Source organism: Ralstonia sp. ASV6 (assembly GCF_016429285.1).
Taxonomy (GTDB): Bacteria; Pseudomonadota; Gammaproteobacteria; order Burkholderiales; family Burkholderiaceae; genus Ralstonia; species Ralstonia flaminis.
The window spans coordinates 1-21,625 of the sequence record NZ_JAELUI010000094.1; the positions used below are offsets into that span (position 1 = coordinate 1).

Below are 21,625 nucleotides of genomic sequence, written 5' to 3' on the forward strand. Positions count from 1 at the left end.
GACGGTGGAAGCGGCCGGCGTTGCCCAGCAGCTTGACGTGGGTGCCGCGCCCGTGCCGCAATGGTGGCGGCTCTATCAGTCGGAGGCGTTGAACGCGTTGGTGGAAGAGGGGTTGCGCAATAACCCCACGCTGGCCGCAACGCAGAAAACCTTATCCGCCGCGCAGGAAGAACTGCGTGCGCAGGTGGGCGCATCCACACTTCCCTCCATCGACGCCGGGGCGGAGGTCGCGCGCCAGCGCACGCCAAACCTCACGGGCGTAGGGCCCGATGCACTGCGCTACAACGTGTTCGTCGGGCAATTGCAGGCGCATTACACGTTCGACCTGTTCGGCGCGACGCGCTATGCCAATGCCGCGAGCGCGGCTCGGGTGGATGTGCGCGGGTGCGAACTCGAGGCAGCGCGGCGTGCGCTTGCCGCGAACATCGTGGGCACCGTCATCAATGCAGCCGCCCTCGACCAACAGATTGGCTTGACCGAACGTCTTGTCGTGGTGGCAGACGCTACGGCGCGTGACGGCCAGCGGCGGTATTCGTTGGGCGCGTTGTCGCATGCGCAGGCGCTGGCTTCCACGCAAAGCGCGGCGTCGCTGGCGGCAACGTTGCCGCAGTTGCGCCAGCAGCGTGCGGCGGCCGTTCATGCGCTGGCCGTGCTGTTGGGGCGCACGCCGGATGCTGCGCCTGCGGTTCCGGAGTTTGGCAGTCTCTCTCTGCCGAACCAGGTGCCCGTGGCCGTGCCGTCGGATCTGCTGCGGGCGCGTCCGGATATCCGTGCTGCCGCGGCCGCTGTCAAGGCGGCATCTGCCGACGCGGGTGAGGCTACCGCGCAGCTCTTCCCAAGCGTGTCGCTCACTGCGTCGCTTGGCCGGGGTGGCTTGAGCTGGCCGGCGCTGCTTTCGGGGGCGGGCGGATTGTGGGCCGTGGGCGCGGGGCTAACGCAGCCGATCTTCCACGGTGGCGCACTGATGGCGCACCGCCGGGCCACGCTCGAGCTGTATGACGCGGCCGTCTTGCAATACAAGTCGGCAGTCTTGTCGGCATTCGAGAACGTGGCCACTACGCTTGCCGCGCTGGACAACGATGCGCAGACGCTGGCATCCGCCGAGGTGGCATCGACGGCGGCCCGTACCGCATTCAACGAGACCGCATCCCGGCGCCGTTTGGGGGCATTGCCCGCATCCGCAGAGCAAGCGAGCGAGCAGCAATACCTGAACGCGCAGCTCGATACCGTGCGCGCGACCAGTCGGCGCATGGGCGACACCGCCGCGCTGTTGCAGGCGATGGGCGAATTGCCTGCCTCCGCCGCCCAGACCATCGCCCAACACTGACATTGCTTTTGGATGGACGCGGCCCTCACGCCACAAGCGTGGGGTGCCGCGCCTCGCCTGTCAGGCCGATTGCTTCATTCCTTTTCCATGGAATATGCCCACTTGATTGCCTGCCATGAGTGCGACCGCGTGTTTCGTCGGCCGCCCACCGTGGATGGCTTGAACGTCAGATGCTCGCGTTGCGCAAGCGACTTGAGCGGCGCCCATCACGCCGCTCCAACGTTCGACGTCACCTGCGCCATCGCCGTCGCGGCGCTGATTACGTTGGCGATCGCCCAGGCCTTTCCCATTATTTCGCTCAAGGCGCAGGGCATGACCTCGCAGGCCACGTTGCTTGACGCGTTGTCTTCGCTATGGACGGGGCAGATGCACATCGTGGCTGCGGTGGTGTTCTTCACGACCACGTTGTTTCCGTCGATGGAACTGCTGGCGCTGCTGTATGTGTTGCTTCCCTTGCGCGTGGGCAGTGTGCCGCCGGGCGTTCGCCACGTCATCCGATGCCTTCAATGGCTTCGGCCTTGGGGAATGATCGAAGTCTTCATGCTGGGCGTGCTCGTTACGACGGTAAAGATGGTCAGCCTGGCGCGGGTGATTCCGGGTGCCGGCCTGTTTGCGTTCGGTGCATTGACGGTGCTGCTGGCCGCGGTTTCACGGTTCGATCCGCACAGGCTTTGGCACGCCTGCGACGAGATCAAGGCGCGGAACAGTGCAGCGTTGCCTCCCGAGCCGCTTGCAGAATCGTCCTCCGCAGAAGCGCCTTTGGCTGACACAGCGCAGGCTGTTTCAGCAAGGCAAGCCGGCCTGGTTGTCTGCCATACATGCGGCAGCGTTCAGCCATTGCAAGACGGCGAAGCCCATCAACATCAGCGGTGCTGGCGTTGCCACGCGCCCGTGCACGAACGCCGTCCGGGCAGCGTGTCGCGAACCGCTGCGCTGCTGTTGGCGGCGGCACTGCTCTACATTCCCGCCAACCTGCTGCCGGTCATGCACAGCACCGCGTTGGGCCGTTCTGAGGACGACACCATTCTGAGCGGTGTGGCGTACTTCTGGGCCTCCGGCGACTGGGGGCTTGCGACGATCGTCTTCGTGGCAAGCGTGTTGGTGCCGATGCTCAAGCTCGCCATTCTCGCGCTGCTGGTGTTCGGGGCGCATCGCCGGTCGACGTGGCGGCCCCATGAACGGACGCGGCTGTTTCGCCTTGTTGAGTGCATCGGGCGATGGTCGATGCTCGATGTGTTCGTGGTCGCACTCACCGTGGCCCTCTTGCACTTCGGCTCCTTTGCGGTCATCACCGCTGGCCCTGGCGCACTCGCCTTTGGCGCTGTGGTGATTCTCACCATGATCGCCTCCATGCAGTTCGATCCCCGCCTGATCTGGGACGCCGTCTCCGACAACGTCGACTCCACACGAAGCGGCGCCTGAACGGAAGCCGCTCCCGACATCACGCCCGCCTCATTCTCATTCCAAGCAATGCGACCTATCGATCTACCCCTTCCCGAGATCGCGCCGCGACGGCGCTGGCTTCCTTCGATCGTCTGGCTCGTGCCGCTGATTGCGGCGTTGATCGGCCTTGCGCTGGTCGCCAAGACCATTGCGGAGAAAGGCCCGGTTGTGACCGTCACCTTTGCCAATGCTGAGGGCCTTGAGGCCGGCAAGACCAAGGTCAAGTACAAGGACGTCGAGATCGGCACGATTCAAGCCATCTCCTTGACACAGGATCTCAAGCGCGTGATGGTGAAGATCCAACTGGCGCGCGAAGCCGAGCGTTTTGCAACCAAGGACACGCGGTTCTGGGTGGTCCGGCCGCGCGTGGGTGCCAGCGGTATCTCCGGGCTCGGCACGTTGCTGTCCGGCGCGTATATCGGCGTGGACATTGGCCGCGCCAAGGACAGCCAGACCCAATTTGTGGGGCTGGAGAGTCCGCCCTCCGTGACCACCGATCAGCAGGGGCGCCAGTTCACGCTGCACGGCGACTCGCTCGGCTCTGTCGATATTGGTGCGCCGGTCTTCTATCGGCATCTGCAAGTGGGCCAGGTGGTGGGCTTTGCGTTGGACAAGGAAGGCGGCGGCGTACAGGTGAACGTGTTCGTCAATGCGCCGTACGACAAGTACGTCGGCACCAATACGCGGTGGTGGCATGCCAGCGGGGTGGATCTGCGGCTCGATTCCAATGGGTTGAAGCTGAACACGCAGTCGCTCGCCACCGTCATCGTTGGCGGCCTGGCGTTTCAGTCGCCGCAGGGCCAGGCGGATGGACCGCAACCGCCAGACAACACCGTCTTCAAGCTGGCCTCGGATGAGGCGGACGCGATGCGCGAACCCGACGGTGCACCGATGACGGTGGTCATGCGGTTCAACCAGTCGCTACGGGGGTTGTCTGTGGGTGCGCCTGTCGATCTTCGTGGCATTGCGCTGGGTCATGTCACCGACATCGGCATCGAATATGACGAGGCGACCAAGACATTCAGCATGCGGGTGATGATGGCGCTGTATCCGGCGCGATTGAGCCGGCGCAGCAATACGTCGCTTCCCGCGCCCGATACACCAGGCGGACATGAAATGCTGCAGCACCTGGTGATGCAAGGACTGCGCGGTCAGCTCCGCATGGGCAATCTGCTGACGGGGCAGTTGTACGTCGCGCTCGACATGTTCCCCAAGGCGCCGCGCGCGACGGTCGATGTTCATCGCTCGCCAGTGGAGCTGCCGACCGTTCCGAATTCGCTCGATGAGTTGCAGGTGCAGCTTGCCGACATCGCGAAGAAGCTCAATCAGGTGCCGTTCGACAAGATCGGCGGCAACCTGAACGGTGCGCTGGAAAACGCGAACCGCCTGTTCGGCCACCTGGATACAGAAGTGGTGCCCCAGGCGCGGGACACGCTTGCTTCCGCACAGCAAACCTTCAATGCGGCGCAGGCGACCTTGCGGCAAGACTCGCCGCTCCAGTCGGATGTGCACGAGGCCATGCAGGAGCTGACGCGCACGCTCCAGTCGCTCAACGCATTGACGGACTATCTGGAACGCCATCCGGAGTCGCTGCTGTTTGGCAAGAAGGGGGATGCGCGATGATTGCCTTTTTGTTCCCAATGCGCCGCATGCTGGCCGTTGCGATGGCTTGCGCGGCCATGGCTGCCTGTAGCTCCCCGTCGGCGCGTTTCCATAGCCTGCATACGGCCGATGACGCCGGCGTTGTGCCCGCCGCATCGGCAACTGCATTGCTTGTCGATGTACTGCCGGTTCGCGTGCCACCGTCGGTGGCCGGCAGGCGGCTGGTGGTGCAGGCCGGCTCAGGGCAGGTCGACGTGCTTGAGACCGATCGCTGGGCTTCGCCTGTCGCCGACGAAATCCGTGCCGCGCTGTCGGCTGCGTTGGCGCAGCAGGCCGGTGCCATGGACGTGCACGGTCTTCCATACGATGGCAAGCGACCGGTCTACCGCGTCGCCGTGGAAGTGCAGCGCTTTGATGCGTGGCGCGGCTCGCATGTCTCGATCGATGCTGTATGGACGATTCGGACGGCAGAAGATCGTCAAGTGTTGACCTGCCGCAGCGTTGTCCGGGAGGACGTGTCCGAAAGCATTGACGGCGTGGTGCAGGGCCACCGGCGCGCACTGAAGGCACTGGCTTCGCAGATGGCCGCAGCGCTGTTGGCGTATGCCGCCGCACCATCGCAGGCGGCACGGCCCATGCTCGGTTGTGCGGATGCGTCGGCCCGCACGCTGGCGAACTGAGGTGGGTCGATCAGGCGGGCGCTATCGGCGCCCGCGCCTTAACGCCGACCATCAGATCAGCTGACGCTGTCTGCAATCTCCACAACGGGCAGCGGCCGGGCGGCCACTTTCTCCGCCTCAGCGCGCTTGAGCCCCAGCGTTTGGAGCAGCACGGCGGCGGTGCGTTCGGGAAAATGCTCGCCCGTGAAGCCCAGCTCCTGGACGATGTTGGCAGCCGGCGCATCAGGCGCCAGAAAGTTGAGCTCGGCCGAGATGGCCGTGAGCACCGTGCCGCCGACCGACAGGAAGCCGATGAACGGATCGGCCAGCACAAACCGCTTTGCGGTGATGCCGCGCTCGATATCGCGCAGCAAGCGTTGGCCGAGTCCGTGTGTCAGAACGCGCGCCGAGAAGCCCTCGCGAATGAGAAAGCGCCCCCAGACAGGCTCGCGCCGCGCCCGGACCAGCGTATGCCGCACCGACACGGAAATGATCTCGGCCGGGTCGGATAGCCCTTGCGTGACCTTGTCGAGCGAATCGGCGAACTCTTCAAACACCGAGTTCACCAGCGCGGCGTAGATGGCTTCCTTCGACTCGAAATGGTTGTAGAACGACCCGAAACCGACGTCCGCCGCCTCGGTAATTTCATTGATGGCAACGCCTTCCATGCCCCGATCGGCCATCAGCCGGAGCGCGGCATCCAGCAGACGTGCGCGTGTTTCACGCTTGCGCCGCGCGCCACGCGGCTCGCGCTCTTCAACTGCCGGCGCTGCAGGCGTGGGTGTCTTCGCGGTGGGGCGCTTCGGTGTTCGGCGAGTCTCGGTGGTGGCCATGGCGGTCTGCAATCCTTGTTATGGCTGGAATTATAGATTCGAACGTCGATATTGACAAAATCATCAACTATGAATTTAATGTCAAAAAATGGCGATGGAAGCCTGACAGATACGTAGACAGAGAAACGGAGTCGTGGTGGAGACAAATGCACATGCGCGTGCCAATGCACGCGTTGGGGATGGCTCACGCCCGATGGGGGTCAGTGCCATGCCCTCTCAGGTAGACATCCTTATCGTGGGGCTCGGCCCCGTCGGGGCCATGGTGGCAAATCTGTTGGCGCGTCACGGCGTGCGTGTGATGGCCATCGATAAGGCACCCGACGTCTATATGGCCCCACGCGCCATTGCGCTCGATAACGAAGCCTTGCGAATCCTGCAACAGGCCGGAATCGGCGAGGGCGATTTCGAAACGGTGGCCATTCCGTACGTGCGGATGCGCTCCCCCTTGCTTGGGGAGTTCGGCAGGGTCAACACGCTCGGCAGCCTGGATGGCCACCCGAAGCTCGTCACGTTCTATCAGCCCGATCTGGAGCGTTGCCTGCGCGCACGCTTGGCGACGCACGATGGTGTGCATATCGCGCTGGGCACCACGTTGCTCAGCATCACTAGTCAGCCTGAGTGTGTGTTGGCTTCGCTCGATGTCGGGCGCGGTCAGGTACACAGGGTCCGCGCTCGCTACGTGGTCGGTGCGGATGGCGCGAGTTCCGTCGTGCGCCACCTGATCGGGCAGGAATTTCGGGGCACGACGTACGCCGAGGATTGGCTCATTGTCGACGCGCGTCATGTTCCCAAGCCGATCGACCACGTTGAGTTTCTCTGTGACCACCGGCGGCCCACGCCGCATATGGTGGCTCCGGGTGGCCGCGAGCGCTGGGAGTTCATGCTCCAGCCTGGCGAGAGTCGCGAAGAAATGGAGTCGGACAGCCGTATTCGCGCGTTGCTGCAGCCGTGGACCAACGTTGACGACATCACGATCGAGCGCAAGGCGGTCTATCGCTTTCATGCCAGAACGGTCGACCGGTTCAGCGTTGGCCGGGTGTTCCTGGTGGGGGATGCCGCGCACATCACGCCGCCGTTCGTCGGCCAAGGGCTGGTCGCCGGTCTGCGGGACGCTGCCAACTTGAGCTGGAAGCTGGCGTGGGTGCTGCAAGGCCGAGCCGACGCACGGATTCTCGACAGCTACGACGAGGAACGTCGCCCACATGCAAAAGCCATGATCAATCTCGCCCGGTTCATGGGCAAGCTGGTGATGCCGCGCAGTGCTCCGATGGCCCTGTTGACGCACGGCCTGATGCGCCTGACGCGGCTGGTGCCCCGGCTGCGCTCCCAGTTTGAAGAACTGCGCATCAAGCCGAAGAACGCGTTCAAGACCGGGCTTTTCGTCAAAGGATGCTCGTTGACCAAGCTGACGCGCGGCGGTGTTGTCCCGCAGGGCTGGGTCAGAAACGCGGAAGGGCGCACGTGCCTGAGCGACGACGTGCTCGGCGAGGGATACACGCTCGTCAGTTTCGGCTGTGATGCCCGTGCGGCATTGGAGCCCGCAACGGCAGCCGCATTCGCGCGCCAGGGTGGTGTGTTCGTTCGCATCGTGCACCGCGGGCAGCCTCTGCATCGTGACACGTCGAGCGTTTGGGAAGACATCAACGGCACGTTTCTTCCCGACGCGGTACCCGTTGGTTGGGCGGCCGTCGTGCGCCCAGACCGCACGGTGGCACACGACGGGCCCGCTGCAGACGCTGACCGCCTCGTTCGCGAAAGCCTGGCGCTGCTTGGCGGCCAGACGGAGCCCATGCCAGCCACTGCCGCAACTGTTCAATCTGCTTGAGTGCCTTGCCATGAAACTCACCACAGCACAGCCCGCACGGTATCCACAGCCGACGACGAAGGCGTTGGCGCTTGCCTACCTGATGTTCGATCGGCCCGATCTTGAGCAGGCCGAGCGGTTCCTCAATGACTTTGGTCTCGTGACCGTTCTGCGGGATGAAGCAATGCTGCTTTTGCGCGGGACCGGCCCGGCGCCGTTCTGCTATGTCGTCCGCAAGGCCGCGAAGGCGGGGTTTGTCGGCTTCGGATTGCAAGTGGCTGACCGTGCAGCGTTGGATGCTCTCGCGAGGGTGTCCGGAGCATCGGCGGTGGAACCATCTGATTTGCCGGGTGGAGGCGATCGAGTACGCCTTGCCGACCCGTCCGGCTTTCGCGTTGATGCCGTCGCGGGTCAGACGCCCGTGGCTGCGCTGCCGCACCGCGCACCGTTGCCGTTCAACTCGGTTGACGCACCACTGCGCATCAACGAAACACAGCGGCCGCCTGAGGTTGTGCCAGAGGTGATCCGCCTGGGGCACGTTGTCCTGGAGCTTGCCGACTTTCAGGCGACCTGTGCCTGGTACACGCAGCACTTCGGCTTCATTCCCAGCGATGTCCAAGTGCTGCCCGACGGCTCGCCTGCGGTGGCCTTCATGCGGCTGGATCTGGGCGACACGCCGGCCGATCACCACACGCTCGCGCTGGCGCAAGGCTTTGTTTCGAAGTACAGCCACAGCGCCTTCGAACTCATCGATGCCGATGCCGTCGGCATGGGGCACCGCATGCTGCGCGAGCAGGGATGGGACCACGCCTGGGGACTGGGCCGGCACATCCTCGGCAGCCAGATCTTCGACTACTGGCAAGACCCGTGGGGCGACAAGCACGAGCACTACTGCGACGGGGATCTGTTCACCGCAGATCAGCCGACCGGTATCCACCCTGTCAGTCGCGAGGCCATGTCGCAGTGGGGCCAGGCAATGCCCGCCAGCTTCACCAAGCCGAAGCTGACACCGGCTGCCATCGCGGCGCTCATCCGCAATCTGCGCCGCAGCCCCGACCTGACGTTCCGCAAGCTGGTAACGCTCGCCCGGCTATTTGCCTGAGGCAGCGCAGGCGCCGTTTGCCGTCATTCATTCAACGCACCTTTTGCCATGTCGATCAATATCGTTCGCTTTGAATATCAGGGTCACGCTCAGTGGGGCGTGATCCGGGATACACGCATCACGCCGGTACCGGGCGCTTACGCCACGACGGGGGACTTCGTCCGCAATGCAACGCTGGCCGAGCTTGCCGCGCTGGATGGGGAAACGCTCGCGGTGTCCGCCGTGAAGCTGCTGTCTCCGGTCACGCGCAACCAGCAGTTCATCTGCCAGGGCGCCAACTACCGGCAGCACATGATCGAGTCCGGCATGGACCCGGACGTGAAGACGTACAACATGATCTTCACCAAGGCATCGAGTTGCATCGTCCCGGCCGACAGCGACGTGATCAAACCGAAGCGCGTGCAGTTCCTCGACTACGAGATCGAGCTTGGGCTGGTGATGCGCAAAGCCATTCACGGTGCGGTGGATGTGACGGAGGACAACCTGCACGAGTACGTGGCCGGCGCCGTGATCGTGAACGACTATTCCGCACGCGACGTCCAGATTCCGCAGATGCAGTTCTACAAAGGCAAGTCGTTCCGCACGTTCGGCCCGGTGGGCCCGTGGCTGACGCTGCTGGAGCCGCGTGATTTCCCGGCGCTCAGAAGCCTGCAGCTCAAGCTGACCGTCAACGACAAGCTTCGACAGAACGACACGACGGCCAACCTCGTCCATGGCCCCGCCGAGACGCTGACCGAACTGTCGTGCGTGCACGACCTGGAGCCGGGCGACTTGCTGGCCACGGGCACGCCCGCGGGCTGCGCGCTATCCGTGCCGTCGCCGATCAAGCAGAAGATGGCCGCGATGCTGCCGGAGAAGGCGAAGTGGGAGATGTTCCTGAAGGTGCAGGCGGGGCGATCCCAATACCTGCAGCCGGGCGATGTGGTGGAAGCGCGCATCCACTCGTCCGACGGACGGATTGATCTGGGCACGCAGCGCAATCGCATCGTTGCCGAGGCGTGAACACCATGTCCGGTTTCTCAAGCCTGCAAGACGTGGAAGTTGCGGAAGCGCAAGGTCTGCCGCCTGATCTGCCGCAGAGCACGTACGAGATGATCCGCCGTGGCGCCAGCCTGAACCCGAAGGCGCCAGCGCTGAGCTTCTTTCTGAGCGTCAATGACCACCGTGCGCCGCAGACGTGGAGCTACGCGGCGCTTCTTGCGCGCATCACGCAAACCGCAAATTTCTTCGACAGCATTGGCGTCAAGAAGGATGGCGTGATCGCATTCGTGCTGCCCAATCTGCCGGAAACGCATTTCGTGATCTGGGGTGGGCAGGCAACGGGCATCGTCGCGGCGTTCAATCCCCTGCTCGAAGGGCCCGCGCTGGCCGAGCTGCTCAATGCTGTCGGCGCATCGGTGTTGGTCACGCTGGCACCGTTTCCCGGCACCGATACCTGGGCCAAGCTGCAACCGCACTTGCCAGCAATCAAGAGCCTGCGGCACCTGGTGCTGGTGAATCTGGCCGACCGGGTGCATGGCGCGGCGCAATGTGCGGCGCAAATGCAGAAGAACGAGATCTTTCGACTGCTTGGTCCGCAAGGGCTGCATGGTACTGTCCCGATGTCGGTGCGTATCCACGATTTCAACAGCGCCATCCAAGCGCAACGATCGGACGGCTTGAACAGCGGGCGGAGCATTGCTGCGCAAGACGCGTCTTCGTACTTCTGTACGGGCGGCACCACGGGTTTGCCGAAGATTGCGATGCGCAGCCACGGCAATGAAGTCGCCAACGCATGGAGCACCGCGCAAGTGCTGGGCGACGGCATCGGCTCTGGCAAGGTGGTGTTTTGCGGCTTGCCGTTGTTCCACGTCAACGGCGTTCTGGTGACGGGGCTGCTGCCGTTTTCCAGGGGCGCGCATGTCGTGCTTGGCACGCCGCAGGGCTATCGCGGCGAGGGCGTGATCCAGCGCTTCTGGGAGATCGTTGCGCACCATCGCGTGAACTTCTTCAGTGGCGTGCCGACGCTGTACGCCTCGCTGCTGCAGGTGCCTGTTGGCGGGCGAGATGTGAAATCGCTCGAATACGGCCTATGCGGCGCAGCACCCATGCCGGTGGAAGTGTTTCGCCGCTTCCAGGCTCAGACCGGCATCAAGATTCTCGAGGGCTATGGGCTCACCGAAGCCACCTGTGTGAGCAGCGTGAACCCGCCGATGGGCGAGCGCCGCCTTGGTTCCATCGGCCTGCGCGTTCCCGTGCAGCAGATGAAGACGGTCGTGCTGAGCGACAGTGGCGAGTACCTGCGCGACTGTGCCGCCGATGAGGTGGGCGTGGTGCTCGTTTCGGGGCCAAACGTCTTTGCAGGTTATCTCCAGGCAGCCCAGAACACAGGGCTATGGGTCGACACGGGAGACGGCAGGCGCTGGCTCAACACTGGCGACCTGGCTCGGCAAGACGCAGAAGGCTACTTCTGGCTCACGGGCCGCAAGAAAGAGTTGATCATTCGAGGCGGCCACAACATCGATCCGCTCACCATCGAAGCGCCACTGCATCGTCACCCTGCGGTACAGATTGCCGCCGCCGTCGGGCGTCCGGATGTCCATGCAGGCGAGCTGCCAGTCGCTTACGTGCAGTTGCGTGCCGGTACGTCCGCCACGGAAGCCGAGTTGCTGGCGTTTCTGAAGGCGGAGATTGCAGAGCGGGCCGCGTTACCTCGCGAGGTCAAGATCATTGAAACGATGCCGCTGACCGCCGTGGGCAAGATCTTCAAACCGGCACTCAAGCACCGTGAAACACGCGAAGCCTTGTCAATGGCACTCAGCGATGCGGGCATTGCGTTTGACGCGTTGGATGTTGCCGAAGACAAATCAAAAGGCCTGTCGATCTCGGTAAAGCTCGACGCATCGGCATCCGCATCGACGGCCGCCGCGCGTGAAGTGCTCGGTCGGTTCCCGTTTCCCTTTTCCGTCAATTGAAGGCGGGTGGGCCGGCGCTGCGGCTCACCTGACCGAAGGAGGAATTCCTCGCCCGTTCACCCCATCGCGCGCGGGTGAAGAGCCCGCACCGCGTGGCGGCGCGTTCCTGCAGTTGCAGTTCCTACATTACAAAAATCGGAGACAACATGAAGACCACACGCGCGGCAATGCTCTTGTCGCTCGCGGTGACCTCGCTCGCCCATGCGCAGTCGGCAGGGCAGTGGGTCGTCAACGCGGGCTGGATGCATCTCGCCCCTCAAGATTCCAGCCAGCCGCTGACGGTGCATGCCCTCGGGCAATCAGCCGTGGTGCCCGGCAGCGGATCGACGCTGGCCAACGCCAATACCTTCGCGCTCACCACGCGGTATTTCGTCACTGATCATCTGGCTCTCGAAACGGTGCTCGGTATCCCGCCCAAGCTACACCTGAACGGGACCGGAACGCTGGCGTCTGTCGGGGAGATGGGGACTGCGCGAGCCTGGAGCCCGGCGGTGCAAGTGCAGTACCACTTTGGCGAGCCGACCGCGCGTATCCGGCCGTATCTGGGCGCAGGGCTTGCCTACGTCTGGTATCGGGATATCGAACTCAGCAGGCCATTGGCGACCGGCCAGATTCTCGCCTCGCCAACGACCGGCTCCATGTTGGTCGGGCCGACCACGGCATCGCTCAGCAAGACGTTGGCGCCCCTCGTCAACGCGGGGCTTACGTACAACGTCGACGCGCATTGGTCTATCGGGGTGTCGGTGTCATACATGTGGTTGTCCACCAATGCGACGCTGACCACGCAGGCACCTGTTGGCACCGTCACCACCGCCACGAAGGTGCGGATCAACCCGATCGCCAGTTTTCTCTCGGTGGGGTACCGGTTCTAGAGCCTCTTTCAGGGTGCCAGCCGGCCAGACACGCATCCTCACCTGAAGAATTCTGCGGGCCGTCGATGCTTCAACACGGGGCGGCTACTTGCCGACGATTTGGGTGATTGCTTACGAGCACAGGCGCAGCGACGATCCGCTATCTGCGGGGCGCTTCATAATACGGAGCCCAAGCGGTCCATCAATGAAACCGCCACACTGCGGTTCCCGGCCAGTTGTCTGATTCTGTTGAAGATTCTTGGCCTGCCCAGAGGGATTCGAACCCCCGACCGTCGGCTTAGAAGCGGCCTCCGCGTCTGTCGCCGCGCCTTTGCTGGCGCGGCTTCTATCCAACTGAGCGGCGTTTTGGTGCAATCTGGGTGCAATGAGAACACAGCATCGGTCTACCGAGACCGAGCATGGCGACGTTCACAAAGCGCGATGGCGCATGGCGGGCACAAGTCCGCAAGAAGGGGCATCCGCTCCTGAGCAAGACCTTCACTACGAAAGCTGCTGCCGAACGATGGGCGCGGAGCCTGGAGGCCAGCATAGAGCAGGGCGTACATCTGCCGAACAGGCAAGCAGAGGGCACCACACTGGCCGATCTGCTGGACCGCTACCTCGCAGAAGTCTCCCCAAAGAAGCGCAGCGGGAACAGCGATAAGAGCCGCGTGGCGGTGGTCAAGAAGCGCTTGGGCGCGTACAAGCTCACGGCCCTGACACCCCAGCTCTTGGCCGAGTACCGCGACGAGAAGTTGCGCACGCTGAACCCGCAGACCGTCATCCATCACCTCGCACTCATCAACCGAACGCTCACACTGGCAACCCGCGAGTGGGGCTTCGTGCTGCCCGGTGGTGTGCCCAAGGTGGTGAAGCCGAAGCTGCCACCGGGGCGCGACCGCCGTGTCCAACAGGGCGAGCTGGACGCCATCGTGGCTGCCACGCTGTCCCCTGTACTGACCGACCTAATCCCCTTCGCCGTCGAGACGGGCATGCGCCGGGGCGAGATGCTGGCCTTGGACTGGGAGTACATCGACTTCCAGCGGCGCACCGCTTACATCCCCAAGACCAAGACGGACACACCGAGGACGGTGCCGCTGTCCACTAAAGCTCTCGCCATCCTCCAGAAGCGTCAGGAGGCCGGTGCAGGCGTTCCGTTCGCCATGCAGGAGGATGCGGTCAGCACGGCGTTCATGCGGGCTGTGCGTCGCGCTAGGCGCGTTTATGAGGCTGCCTGCATGGCTGAGGGCAAGCCGCCTTCGGCGCGTTGGCTCGTCGACATCCGGCTGCACGATCTACGTCATGAGGCCACGTCCAGGTTCTTCGAGAAGGGGCTAAGTGTCATGGAGGTGACAACGATAACCGGCCACAAGACGATGGAAATGCTCAAGCGGTACACCCATTTGCGGGCGCAGGACGTGGCTCTCAAGTTGGGGTAGAACTGATGTCCTGTGACTACATGGCGAAGCGCAGCGACTGCATCAGCTCAACATTCAATTAGAAGGGGCTGTCGGGATCGGCTTTGATGAACTCGTCCAGCGCGCTGTCCAGTTGCTGCTTTAGGCCAGTTGCGACAAGTCTGGCGTCCCGGTACAGACCTTCCATGACGCGGTATGCCTGCGGAAAGGCCGGTCTCAGATCTGCGTCAGTGAATTGGTAAATGAATTCATCGTCATGGGCTGAACTGAAATTGATGTAATAATCAACTTCATCGAAGTTGTCGTCAGTGTATCGAAGGCCCAGTGAGATTTGCACATCCTTTACTTCAATGTAGAAAATTTCCGGGGCGCTGTTCGGTATTTTCTTCCATTGAACATCGCCTTGAGATGTGCGGTGCGACAAGCCCTTTAGGAAGCTGATGGCTTTTTCGATTTGCATTTCATCTTCTCGCAGACAAGGATTTTGCTTTGAAGCAGATTCCGTTTATTTTATCTATGATCGAGGACAGCGGGGCAATAATTTCGTTGTGTAGCCTGGTGATCCCGGCAGTTCCGCTTGGAGGTTTGGCTCCCTTTTTTGCAAGAGTCAACTCAAGCCCGCGAAGTGTCGCTGTCGCATCGGTAATAATTTTTAAATCGTCATCGTTGAAATCCCTGCTTACGTCATAAGCGATGCCCTCTTTTACGGTAGCCAGTGACCGGCAAAGGGAGTCAATTCTTGGGTCTATGGACGACCAATCATCGCCTTTAATTATGTTCTTCAGATCGGCTAGGTTGTTGCTTATGATCGTCAAGTCCAGCGAGGTGTCTACCAATTGCCTTGTGCGTCGAGCATCCTCGGCGGCAACTCTGGCGGCTTCGGCGGCTGTCCTTGATTTTCGAGCCTCACGGTAAGTCATTATGAGGCCGACGACGGAAACCACGAGGCCTAGGATGCCAACATGGTCTCCTACGTGCTGATTTGTCAGAAAGGAATACCAGCCGTTGCTAGGCGTTTCGGCAGTTTGGGTAAGCTTGGCTTGGTCTGCTTCTGAGCCTCCAGGCGTAGAGGTTTGCGTAGCATGCAGTTCGTTGCCAAGTTGCGACGGCCGTGTGTCGGTCGGCATACCTAGATTTTTGTTGGGTTAGTGTGGGCCATGATAGCGGACTCAGCCTCAATTTCGATCCGGTAATCCGTGGGAAGGGACGACAGTAAGGCCGCGTGCCAACAGCCGGGGCACGGGTGCTGGATTGTCGTTGCGGTGGCGCTCACCGGGTTGTATGGCCGGTTTGTGATGCACTTTCGATAGGCAGGCCGGTGTTACCCGGCCCGCCATTTCAGGTCACGATTGCGAGGAGCAGCACGGCGAGTGCGCGAATGCACGCCGCCACATCGATCTTCACATCCACCTTCACGTCAACGGTGCGTTTCATTGGTTTTCCAAGGAAATGCCCGTACCGGTACAGGCGTTTAACCTGTGAGTACTTGTAGGCCGCCCTGGCTGGCGGCTGCGGGGCGGCGTTCTAGAATGCTTCCCCACGCCCGTCGGTACGCTAACCTCTCGGCATCCACCGAAAAGGGCGGCGACGGGGCAGCTTCCCGATGCTTTGGTAGAGGCCGGTCCCGGCTGGTCATCGCTACATCGGTTCACCTTAAGCGGCTTGGAAGGCCGCAACCGGGATTTCCAGCCCCGGCGATAGAAAGATTACCAGAAGCAATCCTGTTGTGCGGGCCTATGGAGTAGTGCGAAATCGCGGATGAGTACTCCTTGCTGCGACCGCCCATCGAGCCGAAGTTCAGCTTCTAGTGGGCCTCGCCATGCGAGTGCCTGCTCTTGCTGCGATAGTTTGGACTGCCGGCAGCCGTCGAGCACTGATGTGAGCCACATGACGCCAGTGATAATTAGTCCGCGTTCATGCAGTCATAACCAACAGCGGGAGTCACGATGCAGCCGGTCTTTTATCTCGATAACAAAGCAATACGGCGGTTGAATCTACATCAATTGATTAGCGAAGTAGATACCATTAATGAGCTTGCAAGGCGTACTGGGCTAACACGCGGCGCCATCTTCCATTACAGGAGTGGTTTTCGCGACATCGGGGATGATGGTGCGCACCGCCTTGAGGATGGTATGGGGAAGCTGCGCGGCTGGATGGATGTCCTGCACCTAGAACCACCCCGTGTCCAGGCGGCACAGAAAATCATTGAACGGCTACTTCATTTGCCACACACAAAGCTGGAAGCTCTATCCACTCTGCTGGACGTCGCCCTGGGTGAACCCGATCCAGAGTGAGAACGGCGCGGACCTATTTTAGGTCCGGTAATCCGTGAGGCCAGCGCCGCCCGAGCCGCAGCCAGTGTCCCCAATGGCCCTCCCACGAATCGCAGCGGACGCGCCGGGAGGTGTCCAGGCTCGACGCAATACACGAACAGCCACCGAGAGACGGGCCCAATGCGGGGAGCGATTGCAGCACCTGTAGTCGCTTCCTGGCGCCCCCCCGGCGCTTGACAGCCGGTCCTCTATCGCCCAATCTGTACACACATTAAATGAACATCTTGTGGTGTGAACAGGCATGGCAAACGGCAAGTTCGTCACGTACTACCGCGTATCAACACAGAAGCAGGGGCAGTCCGGCCTGGGTATCGAAGCACAGCAGCAGCTCGTGCAGGCGTACCTGAATGGCGGGGATTGGGTCGTGCTGGCCGAGTTCACCGAGGTGGAGACAGGCAAGGGCGCGGATGCCTTAGCGAAGCGGCCTAAGCTGGCCGAGGCGCTGGCTTTGTGCAAGAAGCACGGCGCCACGCTGGTGATCGCCAAGCTGGATCGGCTGGCCCGCAACGTTCATTTCATCTCGGGCCTGCTGGAGACGGGTGTGGACTTCGTGGCGGCGGACATGCCACAGGCCAATAAGGTCATGATCCAGATGCACGCCGTCATGTCCGAATGGGAGCGAGATCAGATCAGCGCCCGGACCAAGGCAGCGCTGGCAGCAGCAAAGGGGCGTGGTGTGAAGCTCGGGGTGGCTGGACCCGCCAACCTCAAGCCGAACGTGGCGGAGCGTCAGCAGCAGGCAGGCGCCTTTGCGGAGAAGCTGCGCGGTGTGCTGGAGGGTATGCAAGCTCGGGGCCTGACGAGGCGGGCTATGGTCGACGAATTGAACGGCTTGGGCATCAGGTCCGCCACGGGCGGCGCGTGGCACCTGACGCAGTTACAGAGGACGCTGGCACGGCTGGTGTAGCCAGTTCCTGCTTGATCCAATGAGGGCCGCTTCGGAGCAATCCGGGCGGCTCTTTTCTTTTCGTGTCCCCAAAAGACACAGTGCAGCGTTGTGTCGTCAGCGGTAGCCCTGGCCGGGCGCTAAACAGGCATGTCACCACACGGGGAGCTGCGAGGCTCGGTGACAAGGGCGGGCTCTGCAAGCAATCCGAAGTTCGATAAGGGTCAGGATGCTGGATTGAGTCCCCTCGGGCCGCTCCGATGAACGATGAAAGTTCATCTGTGCGAGCACGGGGAGGGCGAGATACAGCAAAACCGAGTTCTCCAAGGGTCAGGATACATAGACCCATCCAAGAGACTCGATGGGCAGGAGGAGAGTTGCTTGATGGCGCACTGGATGCGTGATCGAGCAACGCCGTCTAAGGGGCAGCGCGCCCGTGCCCTGTCCCCGTAGGGCTGAGCACAGCCCATCCATCCATCCATCAGCCCTCATGCGCAGCTCTCGCGGCTAGACACACCTGGGCTGTTCCCTCAAGGAGTTAGCTTGATGAATCAAGATCAGCAATCCGGGGCATTCCGAGTGGTGTATGTGTTCCGATGCCGAAGCTAGGCCAGAGGTACGGACCCAAGCACGATCCCCGATTCACCGCACATCACTGCCAGCCCCGAGGCGGCAAGCTGGACCGACGACAGCGACAGCTCTGCCGAGTCGATCCCTCTTACCAAGCAGCACTAAGGCCTCGTGTCTCTGATCCTGCCCGGTGGGATGCCTTCCTAGGAGGCAGTTCCCAGTATCGAGGGAAGCCTTGCCGTAAGTGCGGCTCTACGTCCCGGCGAGTTCGTGACGCCTCCTGCTACGACTGCTTACTTACGACGAATAGCAGCGATTGGGAGAAGTTGCGGGCCGGCGTGGCACCACCCGCAGGACATACGAGAGCGGGCCTAGAAGCTCTCCGAGAGCAGCAACGTAGGGAAGCGTTAGGCGAGTGCCTGGAGGATGTCTTTGGTCCCTTCACTGCACGCAGATACCCGACCGGCAGATTGGAAGTTGTGGCCGAGTCCCTGCACATCAACACCCCCGATCTAGCGAGCCTCCCGGCCCCGCGAGTCATTTACCTATGCCGACTGTACCCCGAGCTACGCGATGTTCTTGCGTGGGCAGGCTGGTCCGTTCCGGCGTGATTCCCCAAAGGAGCAACACCATGAGCAATACCGGCACCCGCTTCGGCCACCCGCTGGAGCACAACACGGTCGAGCAGTCGTACTTCGAGAACACCGTACTCAACTGCGGCCCATCCGCAATCGCTACCTATCGCCGTGCAGTCGAGGCATTGACGGGCGATTTGCCCTCATGGGCAGCTCGTAAACCCAAAGGCGGGAAGCACCGTGTCTTGCGCAAGTACGGCGGCGATCCGAGTTCGGCCCGATGAGCCAAACGCAGCAGCGCCCGAGCTACCCGAAGAAGGCGCGACCGTCGCCCCAGGCCATCGCCAACCGGCTGGCCATCAAACGTCGCAAGGAAGCGACTCGTTCCCGATAGGAGAATCCACATGTCAGTAAGCAAGGCCAAGGCCGCTAAAGCGACTACCAAGACCTACCGCAGTCCCGATGCAATCGAGGGCAACATCCATCAACTCGCAGGCGTCATTAACGATCTACGCCCTCTGGCTGAACAGTTCGAAAGGCTGCGGACGGCTGCCGAGATGATGCAGCGTGCTGAGATGCAAGCCCAGGAGCTGCGTGCAGAGCTGGAAGAGTCCAAAGCGCACATCCTGTGCACCCAGGCGGCTGCTCTGCGCATTCTCAGCGTCCACAAGGCGGACCCAAAACTTGAGGATGGCCCCCTCGTCAGCACCGTAGCGGAAATCGAGCAAGACCAGTATTCCCAGGACTATGGCCGCCCGGTCCCGGTGCGGCGCACAGTGCCGCTTCACGGCCTGAACCCTGCCGAACAGATGGCCGTCTTGGAATCCGACAAGCTGCCGTTCTACGTCTTGAAGCTGGCCGCCACGCCCGTCGAGGCACTGTCGAAGTGGCAGGCAGCGTATCGCCGTGGCTACCTGACCGACTAATGGGCACCGATCAACGTACCTTGCTCGGGGAGGCACTGAGTGAGGCCGTGGCAAAGCGAGTGGCTGCCCGTGTTGCATTCGATGGCAGCAGCGGTATGCCTGCCGCCGCTAGGCTTGCTCTTCGTGTCGAGCTGGAGAAGGCCCGCGCGGCAGAGGCTGCGGCGCAGCAGGCTGGAGTTCGAGCGGGATGGATGGCGGGGAAATTCCACAACGCGCCAGACTTGGACCGAGCCGTGCAGGTCCCCTTGGCAGGGTTGCTGGCCGACGCCCGCTGCGATGGTGGTGGCCTAGCTCAAGTGGCGTAGGTCTTCGCCACGCGCTTCAGGGCGCTATCACTAGCAAGGGTGCACTCACCCATTTCAACCGCTCCACGTGCCTCCCAAGGCCCAGTGGACACCCAGGCGGTGCGCAGCATGTGTGCGGCCCAACACCATCCCCACAAGGAATCAACATGGAAATCGAACAGACCTCCGGTTACACGGAATTTCAGCAACAGACTCAGCGCGAGGTGGCCCGGAGCCACGCGCTGACCACGGCCCCCGATTACGTTTCGCTGTCGCAGTACCGACAATCGCAGACCATCTTGAACGCTGCCGGCCTCGGCGGCCTCGACCCGCACGGCAGCCTCTCGCCGGACGCTGCACAGCAGGCGGTATTTTCCACCGCCCGCTGCTTCGGGTCGACACATCGGGGTGCCGGTTGCACGACGGTGACGGATGAGCAGTACCCGCCGGGGCACCCGCTGCGCTCGCGTCGGGTGTCGTACACGTACTGAGGCCAGCATGAGTACTACGGTAAGCGCATGGGTGGAATGCGCCGTGATGGACCTGGGGTCGAACACGATGCACCAAAGCGGCATTCAGGCCAGCCAGCATGTCCGCGACCTCCTCACAGGGACGGTGCTTGAAAACAGAGGGCTGGATGTGCCGACGAATAACGTGGTGCGGGCACTTGCAACAGAGCAGGCAGGGCGTTTCATGTTGATGGCGAGGCTGTACCCGGCGTGGGAGCGTGGGTACACGGCTGCCGACATACGAGAGGCGGGCCGGCGCTGGCCCGATGTCTACCCGCCGCGCGTTGTCGCACTGGCGGAAGCGTTTGAGGCGGAGGACTCCGCTGTTGCAGTAGCTGACGCGTTCGCGCGCCCGTTGCTCCGGGAGGAGTTGCAGCTGCTCATGCGTGGGGTGGGCTGACTTTGCCCGAGGCAGTCTCATCCGTGTGAGCGTGGTGGGTATACAACGCCAACGCTTTGACCAACGCTCGGCACAGCAGTTGACACTGCGGGCATGCAAGGCGCGGGGCGCTTGGACCGACTGTGAATGCCCGAGAAGCGCGGGACAATGCAAGCCTTTTCTTCGTGCTTGTTGGGCCGCCCACGCGTCACTAGACTCGGCCTCGCTGTGTAGACAAACGCAGCCGGGCTTGGCCGCTCGACTACCGGAGGCGCAATCCCGTCGTGAGCGGCGGTATCATCCGCGCCGTTGCCTTTGCACGCCGATTTCATGGTGGGCCGAGGTGGGGACACCTTCTGGTGTGCCGGTTCCTGGTAGCCGGTCGGCCAACCCCGCCTTTGGTCCGCCGCCCGTATCTTGGCCGATGCATGGCGGACCTCCACACACTACCAGGAGGCCGCACCATGCGCCGCACCGTCGCACGTCCTGAGCAAGCCCTTCGTTCTCAAACAGCCCGTCATTCCAGCTACCCCAAGCGTGAGGTAAAGGCCGCGTACAACCTCGGCCAGTTCGCCGCGAGGTACTGGCCCGCCGCCCGCAATGCGATGCCCGCAGGGGCGACCATCGGTGACTACCGCGTCAAGTGCGAAGCCGACTGGCTGGCGACCCTCTCTCCAGAGGGGCATGGGCTCTTGGAACCGTTCCTTGACGGGTTCAACGACGAAGTAGCTCAACGTGCCATGTACCGCATGCCCGGTTTCGAGGATGTGCGTGAAGTGCTGGCGGTTGAAGCACGCATGTACGAGCAGCAGGCCGAAGAAGCCGCCCTTGCGTACGAAGCGGCATGGCGCGCCATCGAGGACGTGCGGATGGCTGACGAACACGCACAGGTGCGGGCTGCGCGGGCAAACAGGGCTGCGCTAGTTGCATCGTCATAGAGGCACTGGTGCATGGCTGCAACCGTGCGGCCCACATCAATAACGACTCCACATGAGTCGGACACCTCTGCGCCGCCACGCGTGATGGGCACTACATTCAAAATTAGGTAATTCCTACCCAAACCGGACCAGAGTTACCCTGGTCCGACCATGAAGCGATGCCCGGATTGTTCCGCAAGCAGGCCCTACAAACTCTCCGATGGGCGGCTCAAATGCCGCGCATGCGGCAAGC

22 protein-coding genes are annotated in these 21,625 nt (G+C 62.5%); 19 read left to right on the top strand and 3 right to left on the bottom strand.

What is annotated here, in order from left to right:
• The 4 genes from JHD73_RS18240 to JHD73_RS18255 all read left to right on the top strand — a co-directional run.
• Positions 1 to 1,327 (top strand): efflux transporter outer membrane subunit (locus JHD73_RS18240; RefSeq protein WP_199031663.1); only part of this gene is annotated, 1,327 nt, incomplete at its 5' end.
• Between the two features lie 87 nt (positions 1,328 to 1,414).
• Positions 1,415 to 2,749 carry a paraquat-inducible protein A gene (locus JHD73_RS18245; protein ID WP_199031664.1) on the top strand — a complete coding sequence of 445 codons (1,335 nt, stop codon included), beginning with the start codon at positions 1,415 to 1,417 and terminating at the stop codon, positions 2,747 to 2,749.
• A gap of 48 nt (positions 2,750 to 2,797) precedes the next feature.
• A complete protein-coding gene (locus JHD73_RS18250; RefSeq protein ID WP_199031665.1) occupies positions 2,798 to 4,393 on the top strand; it encodes an intermembrane transport protein PqiB in 1,596 nt (531 codons plus the stop codon).
• Positions 4,390 to 5,052: a PqiC family protein gene (locus JHD73_RS18255; RefSeq protein ID WP_199031666.1), complete on the top strand. Its 663-nt coding sequence runs from the start codon at positions 4,390 to 4,392 to the stop codon at positions 5,050 to 5,052. The genes JHD73_RS18250 and JHD73_RS18255 overlap by 4 nt, the downstream gene beginning before the upstream one ends.
• Positions 5,053 to 5,108: 56 nt before the next feature.
• Here the strand turns inward: JHD73_RS18255 and JHD73_RS18260 are convergent, their stop codons facing one another.
• Positions 5,109 to 5,864, bottom strand: coding sequence for a TetR/AcrR family transcriptional regulator (locus JHD73_RS18260; protein ID WP_199031667.1), 756 nt, complete (start codon positions 5,862 to 5,864; stop codon positions 5,109 to 5,111).
• Between the two features lie 208 nt (positions 5,865 to 6,072).
• Here JHD73_RS18260 and JHD73_RS18265 point away from each other — a divergent pair, with 208 nt between their 5' ends.
• The 6 genes from JHD73_RS18265 to JHD73_RS18290 all read left to right on the top strand — a co-directional run bounded on the left by JHD73_RS18265 (position 6,073) and on the right by JHD73_RS18290 (position 14,014).
• A complete protein-coding gene (locus tag JHD73_RS18265; RefSeq protein ID WP_199031668.1) occupies positions 6,073 to 7,689 on the top strand; it encodes a bifunctional 3-(3-hydroxy-phenyl)propionate/3-hydroxycinnamic acid hydroxylase in 1,617 nt (538 codons plus the stop codon).
• Positions 7,690 to 7,699: 10 nt separating this feature from the next.
• Positions 7,700 to 8,770, top strand: coding sequence for a VOC family protein (locus JHD73_RS18270; RefSeq protein ID WP_199031669.1), 1,071 nt, complete (start codon positions 7,700 to 7,702; stop codon positions 8,768 to 8,770).
• Positions 8,771 to 8,818: 48 nt separating this feature from the next.
• Positions 8,819 to 9,772, top strand: a complete 954-nt coding sequence (locus JHD73_RS18275) for a fumarylacetoacetate hydrolase family protein (protein ID WP_199031670.1) — start codon at positions 8,819 to 8,821, stop codon at positions 9,770 to 9,772.
• Between the two features lie 5 nt (positions 9,773 to 9,777).
• Positions 9,778 to 11,724, top strand: coding sequence for an acyl-CoA synthetase (locus tag JHD73_RS18280; protein ID WP_199031671.1), 1,947 nt, complete (start codon positions 9,778 to 9,780; stop codon positions 11,722 to 11,724).
• Between the two features lie 146 nt (positions 11,725 to 11,870).
• Positions 11,871 to 12,596: an OmpW family protein gene (locus JHD73_RS18285; RefSeq protein WP_199031672.1), complete on the top strand. Its 726-nt coding sequence runs from the start codon at positions 11,871 to 11,873 to the stop codon at positions 12,594 to 12,596.
• Between the two features lie 398 nt (positions 12,597 to 12,994).
• Positions 12,995 to 14,014, top strand: coding sequence for a site-specific integrase (locus JHD73_RS18290; RefSeq protein ID WP_199031673.1), 1,020 nt, complete (start codon positions 12,995 to 12,997; stop codon positions 14,012 to 14,014).
• Positions 14,015 to 14,072: 58 nt separating this feature from the next.
• Here JHD73_RS18290 and JHD73_RS18295 read toward each other — a convergent pair whose 3' ends face one another.
• Together JHD73_RS18295 and JHD73_RS18300 are read right to left on the bottom strand one after the other, a co-directional pair.
• Positions 14,073 to 14,453 (bottom strand): hypothetical protein, encoded by a 381-nt coding sequence (locus JHD73_RS18295; RefSeq protein ID WP_199031674.1) that lies wholly within the window; start codon positions 14,451 to 14,453, stop codon positions 14,073 to 14,075.
• Position 14,454: 1 nt separating this feature from the next.
• Positions 14,455 to 15,120: a hypothetical protein gene (locus tag JHD73_RS18300; RefSeq protein ID WP_199031675.1), complete on the bottom strand. Its 666-nt coding sequence runs from the start codon at positions 15,118 to 15,120 to the stop codon at positions 14,455 to 14,457.
• Positions 15,121 to 15,939: 819 nt separating this feature from the next.
• Here JHD73_RS18300 and JHD73_RS18305 point away from each other — a divergent pair.
• The 9 genes from JHD73_RS18305 to JHD73_RS29770 form a co-directional block, all read left to right on the top strand.
• Positions 15,940 to 16,287: a hypothetical protein gene (locus JHD73_RS18305; protein ID WP_199031676.1), complete on the top strand. Its 348-nt coding sequence runs from the start codon at positions 15,940 to 15,942 to the stop codon at positions 16,285 to 16,287.
• 280 nt (positions 16,288 to 16,567) lie between these two features.
• Entirely contained in the window at positions 16,568 to 17,233 is a 666-nt protein-coding gene (locus tag JHD73_RS18310; protein ID WP_199031677.1) for a recombinase family protein, read from the top strand.
• 1,180 nt (positions 17,234 to 18,413) lie between these two features.
• Positions 18,414 to 18,641, top strand: a complete 228-nt coding sequence (locus JHD73_RS18315; RefSeq protein ID WP_199031678.1) for a hypothetical protein — start codon at positions 18,414 to 18,416, stop codon at positions 18,639 to 18,641.
• 120 nt (positions 18,642 to 18,761) lie between these two features.
• Complete coding sequence (locus JHD73_RS18320) at positions 18,762 to 19,283, top strand: hypothetical protein (protein WP_199031679.1); 522 nt, start codon at positions 18,762 to 18,764, stop codon at positions 19,281 to 19,283.
• Complete coding sequence (locus JHD73_RS18325) at positions 19,283 to 19,588, top strand: hypothetical protein (RefSeq protein ID WP_199031680.1); 306 nt, start codon at positions 19,283 to 19,285, stop codon at positions 19,586 to 19,588. Before JHD73_RS18320 ends, JHD73_RS18325 begins: the two co-directional genes overlap by 1 nt.
• Positions 19,589 to 19,734: 146 nt before the next feature.
• A complete protein-coding gene (locus JHD73_RS18330; RefSeq protein WP_199031681.1) occupies positions 19,735 to 20,058 on the top strand; it encodes a hypothetical protein in 324 nt (107 codons plus the stop codon).
• Positions 20,059 to 20,065: 7 nt separating this feature from the next.
• Positions 20,066 to 20,476 (top strand): hypothetical protein, encoded by a 411-nt coding sequence (locus JHD73_RS18335; RefSeq protein WP_199031682.1) that lies wholly within the window; start codon positions 20,066 to 20,068, stop codon positions 20,474 to 20,476.
• Between the two features lie 443 nt (positions 20,477 to 20,919).
• Positions 20,920 to 21,393: a hypothetical protein gene (locus JHD73_RS18340; RefSeq protein ID WP_199031683.1), complete on the top strand. Its 474-nt coding sequence runs from the start codon at positions 20,920 to 20,922 to the stop codon at positions 21,391 to 21,393.
• A 150-nt stretch (positions 21,394 to 21,543) separates the two neighbouring features.
• Positions 21,544 to 21,625 (top strand): transposase (locus JHD73_RS29770; RefSeq protein WP_368735547.1); only part of this gene is annotated, 82 nt, incomplete at its 3' end.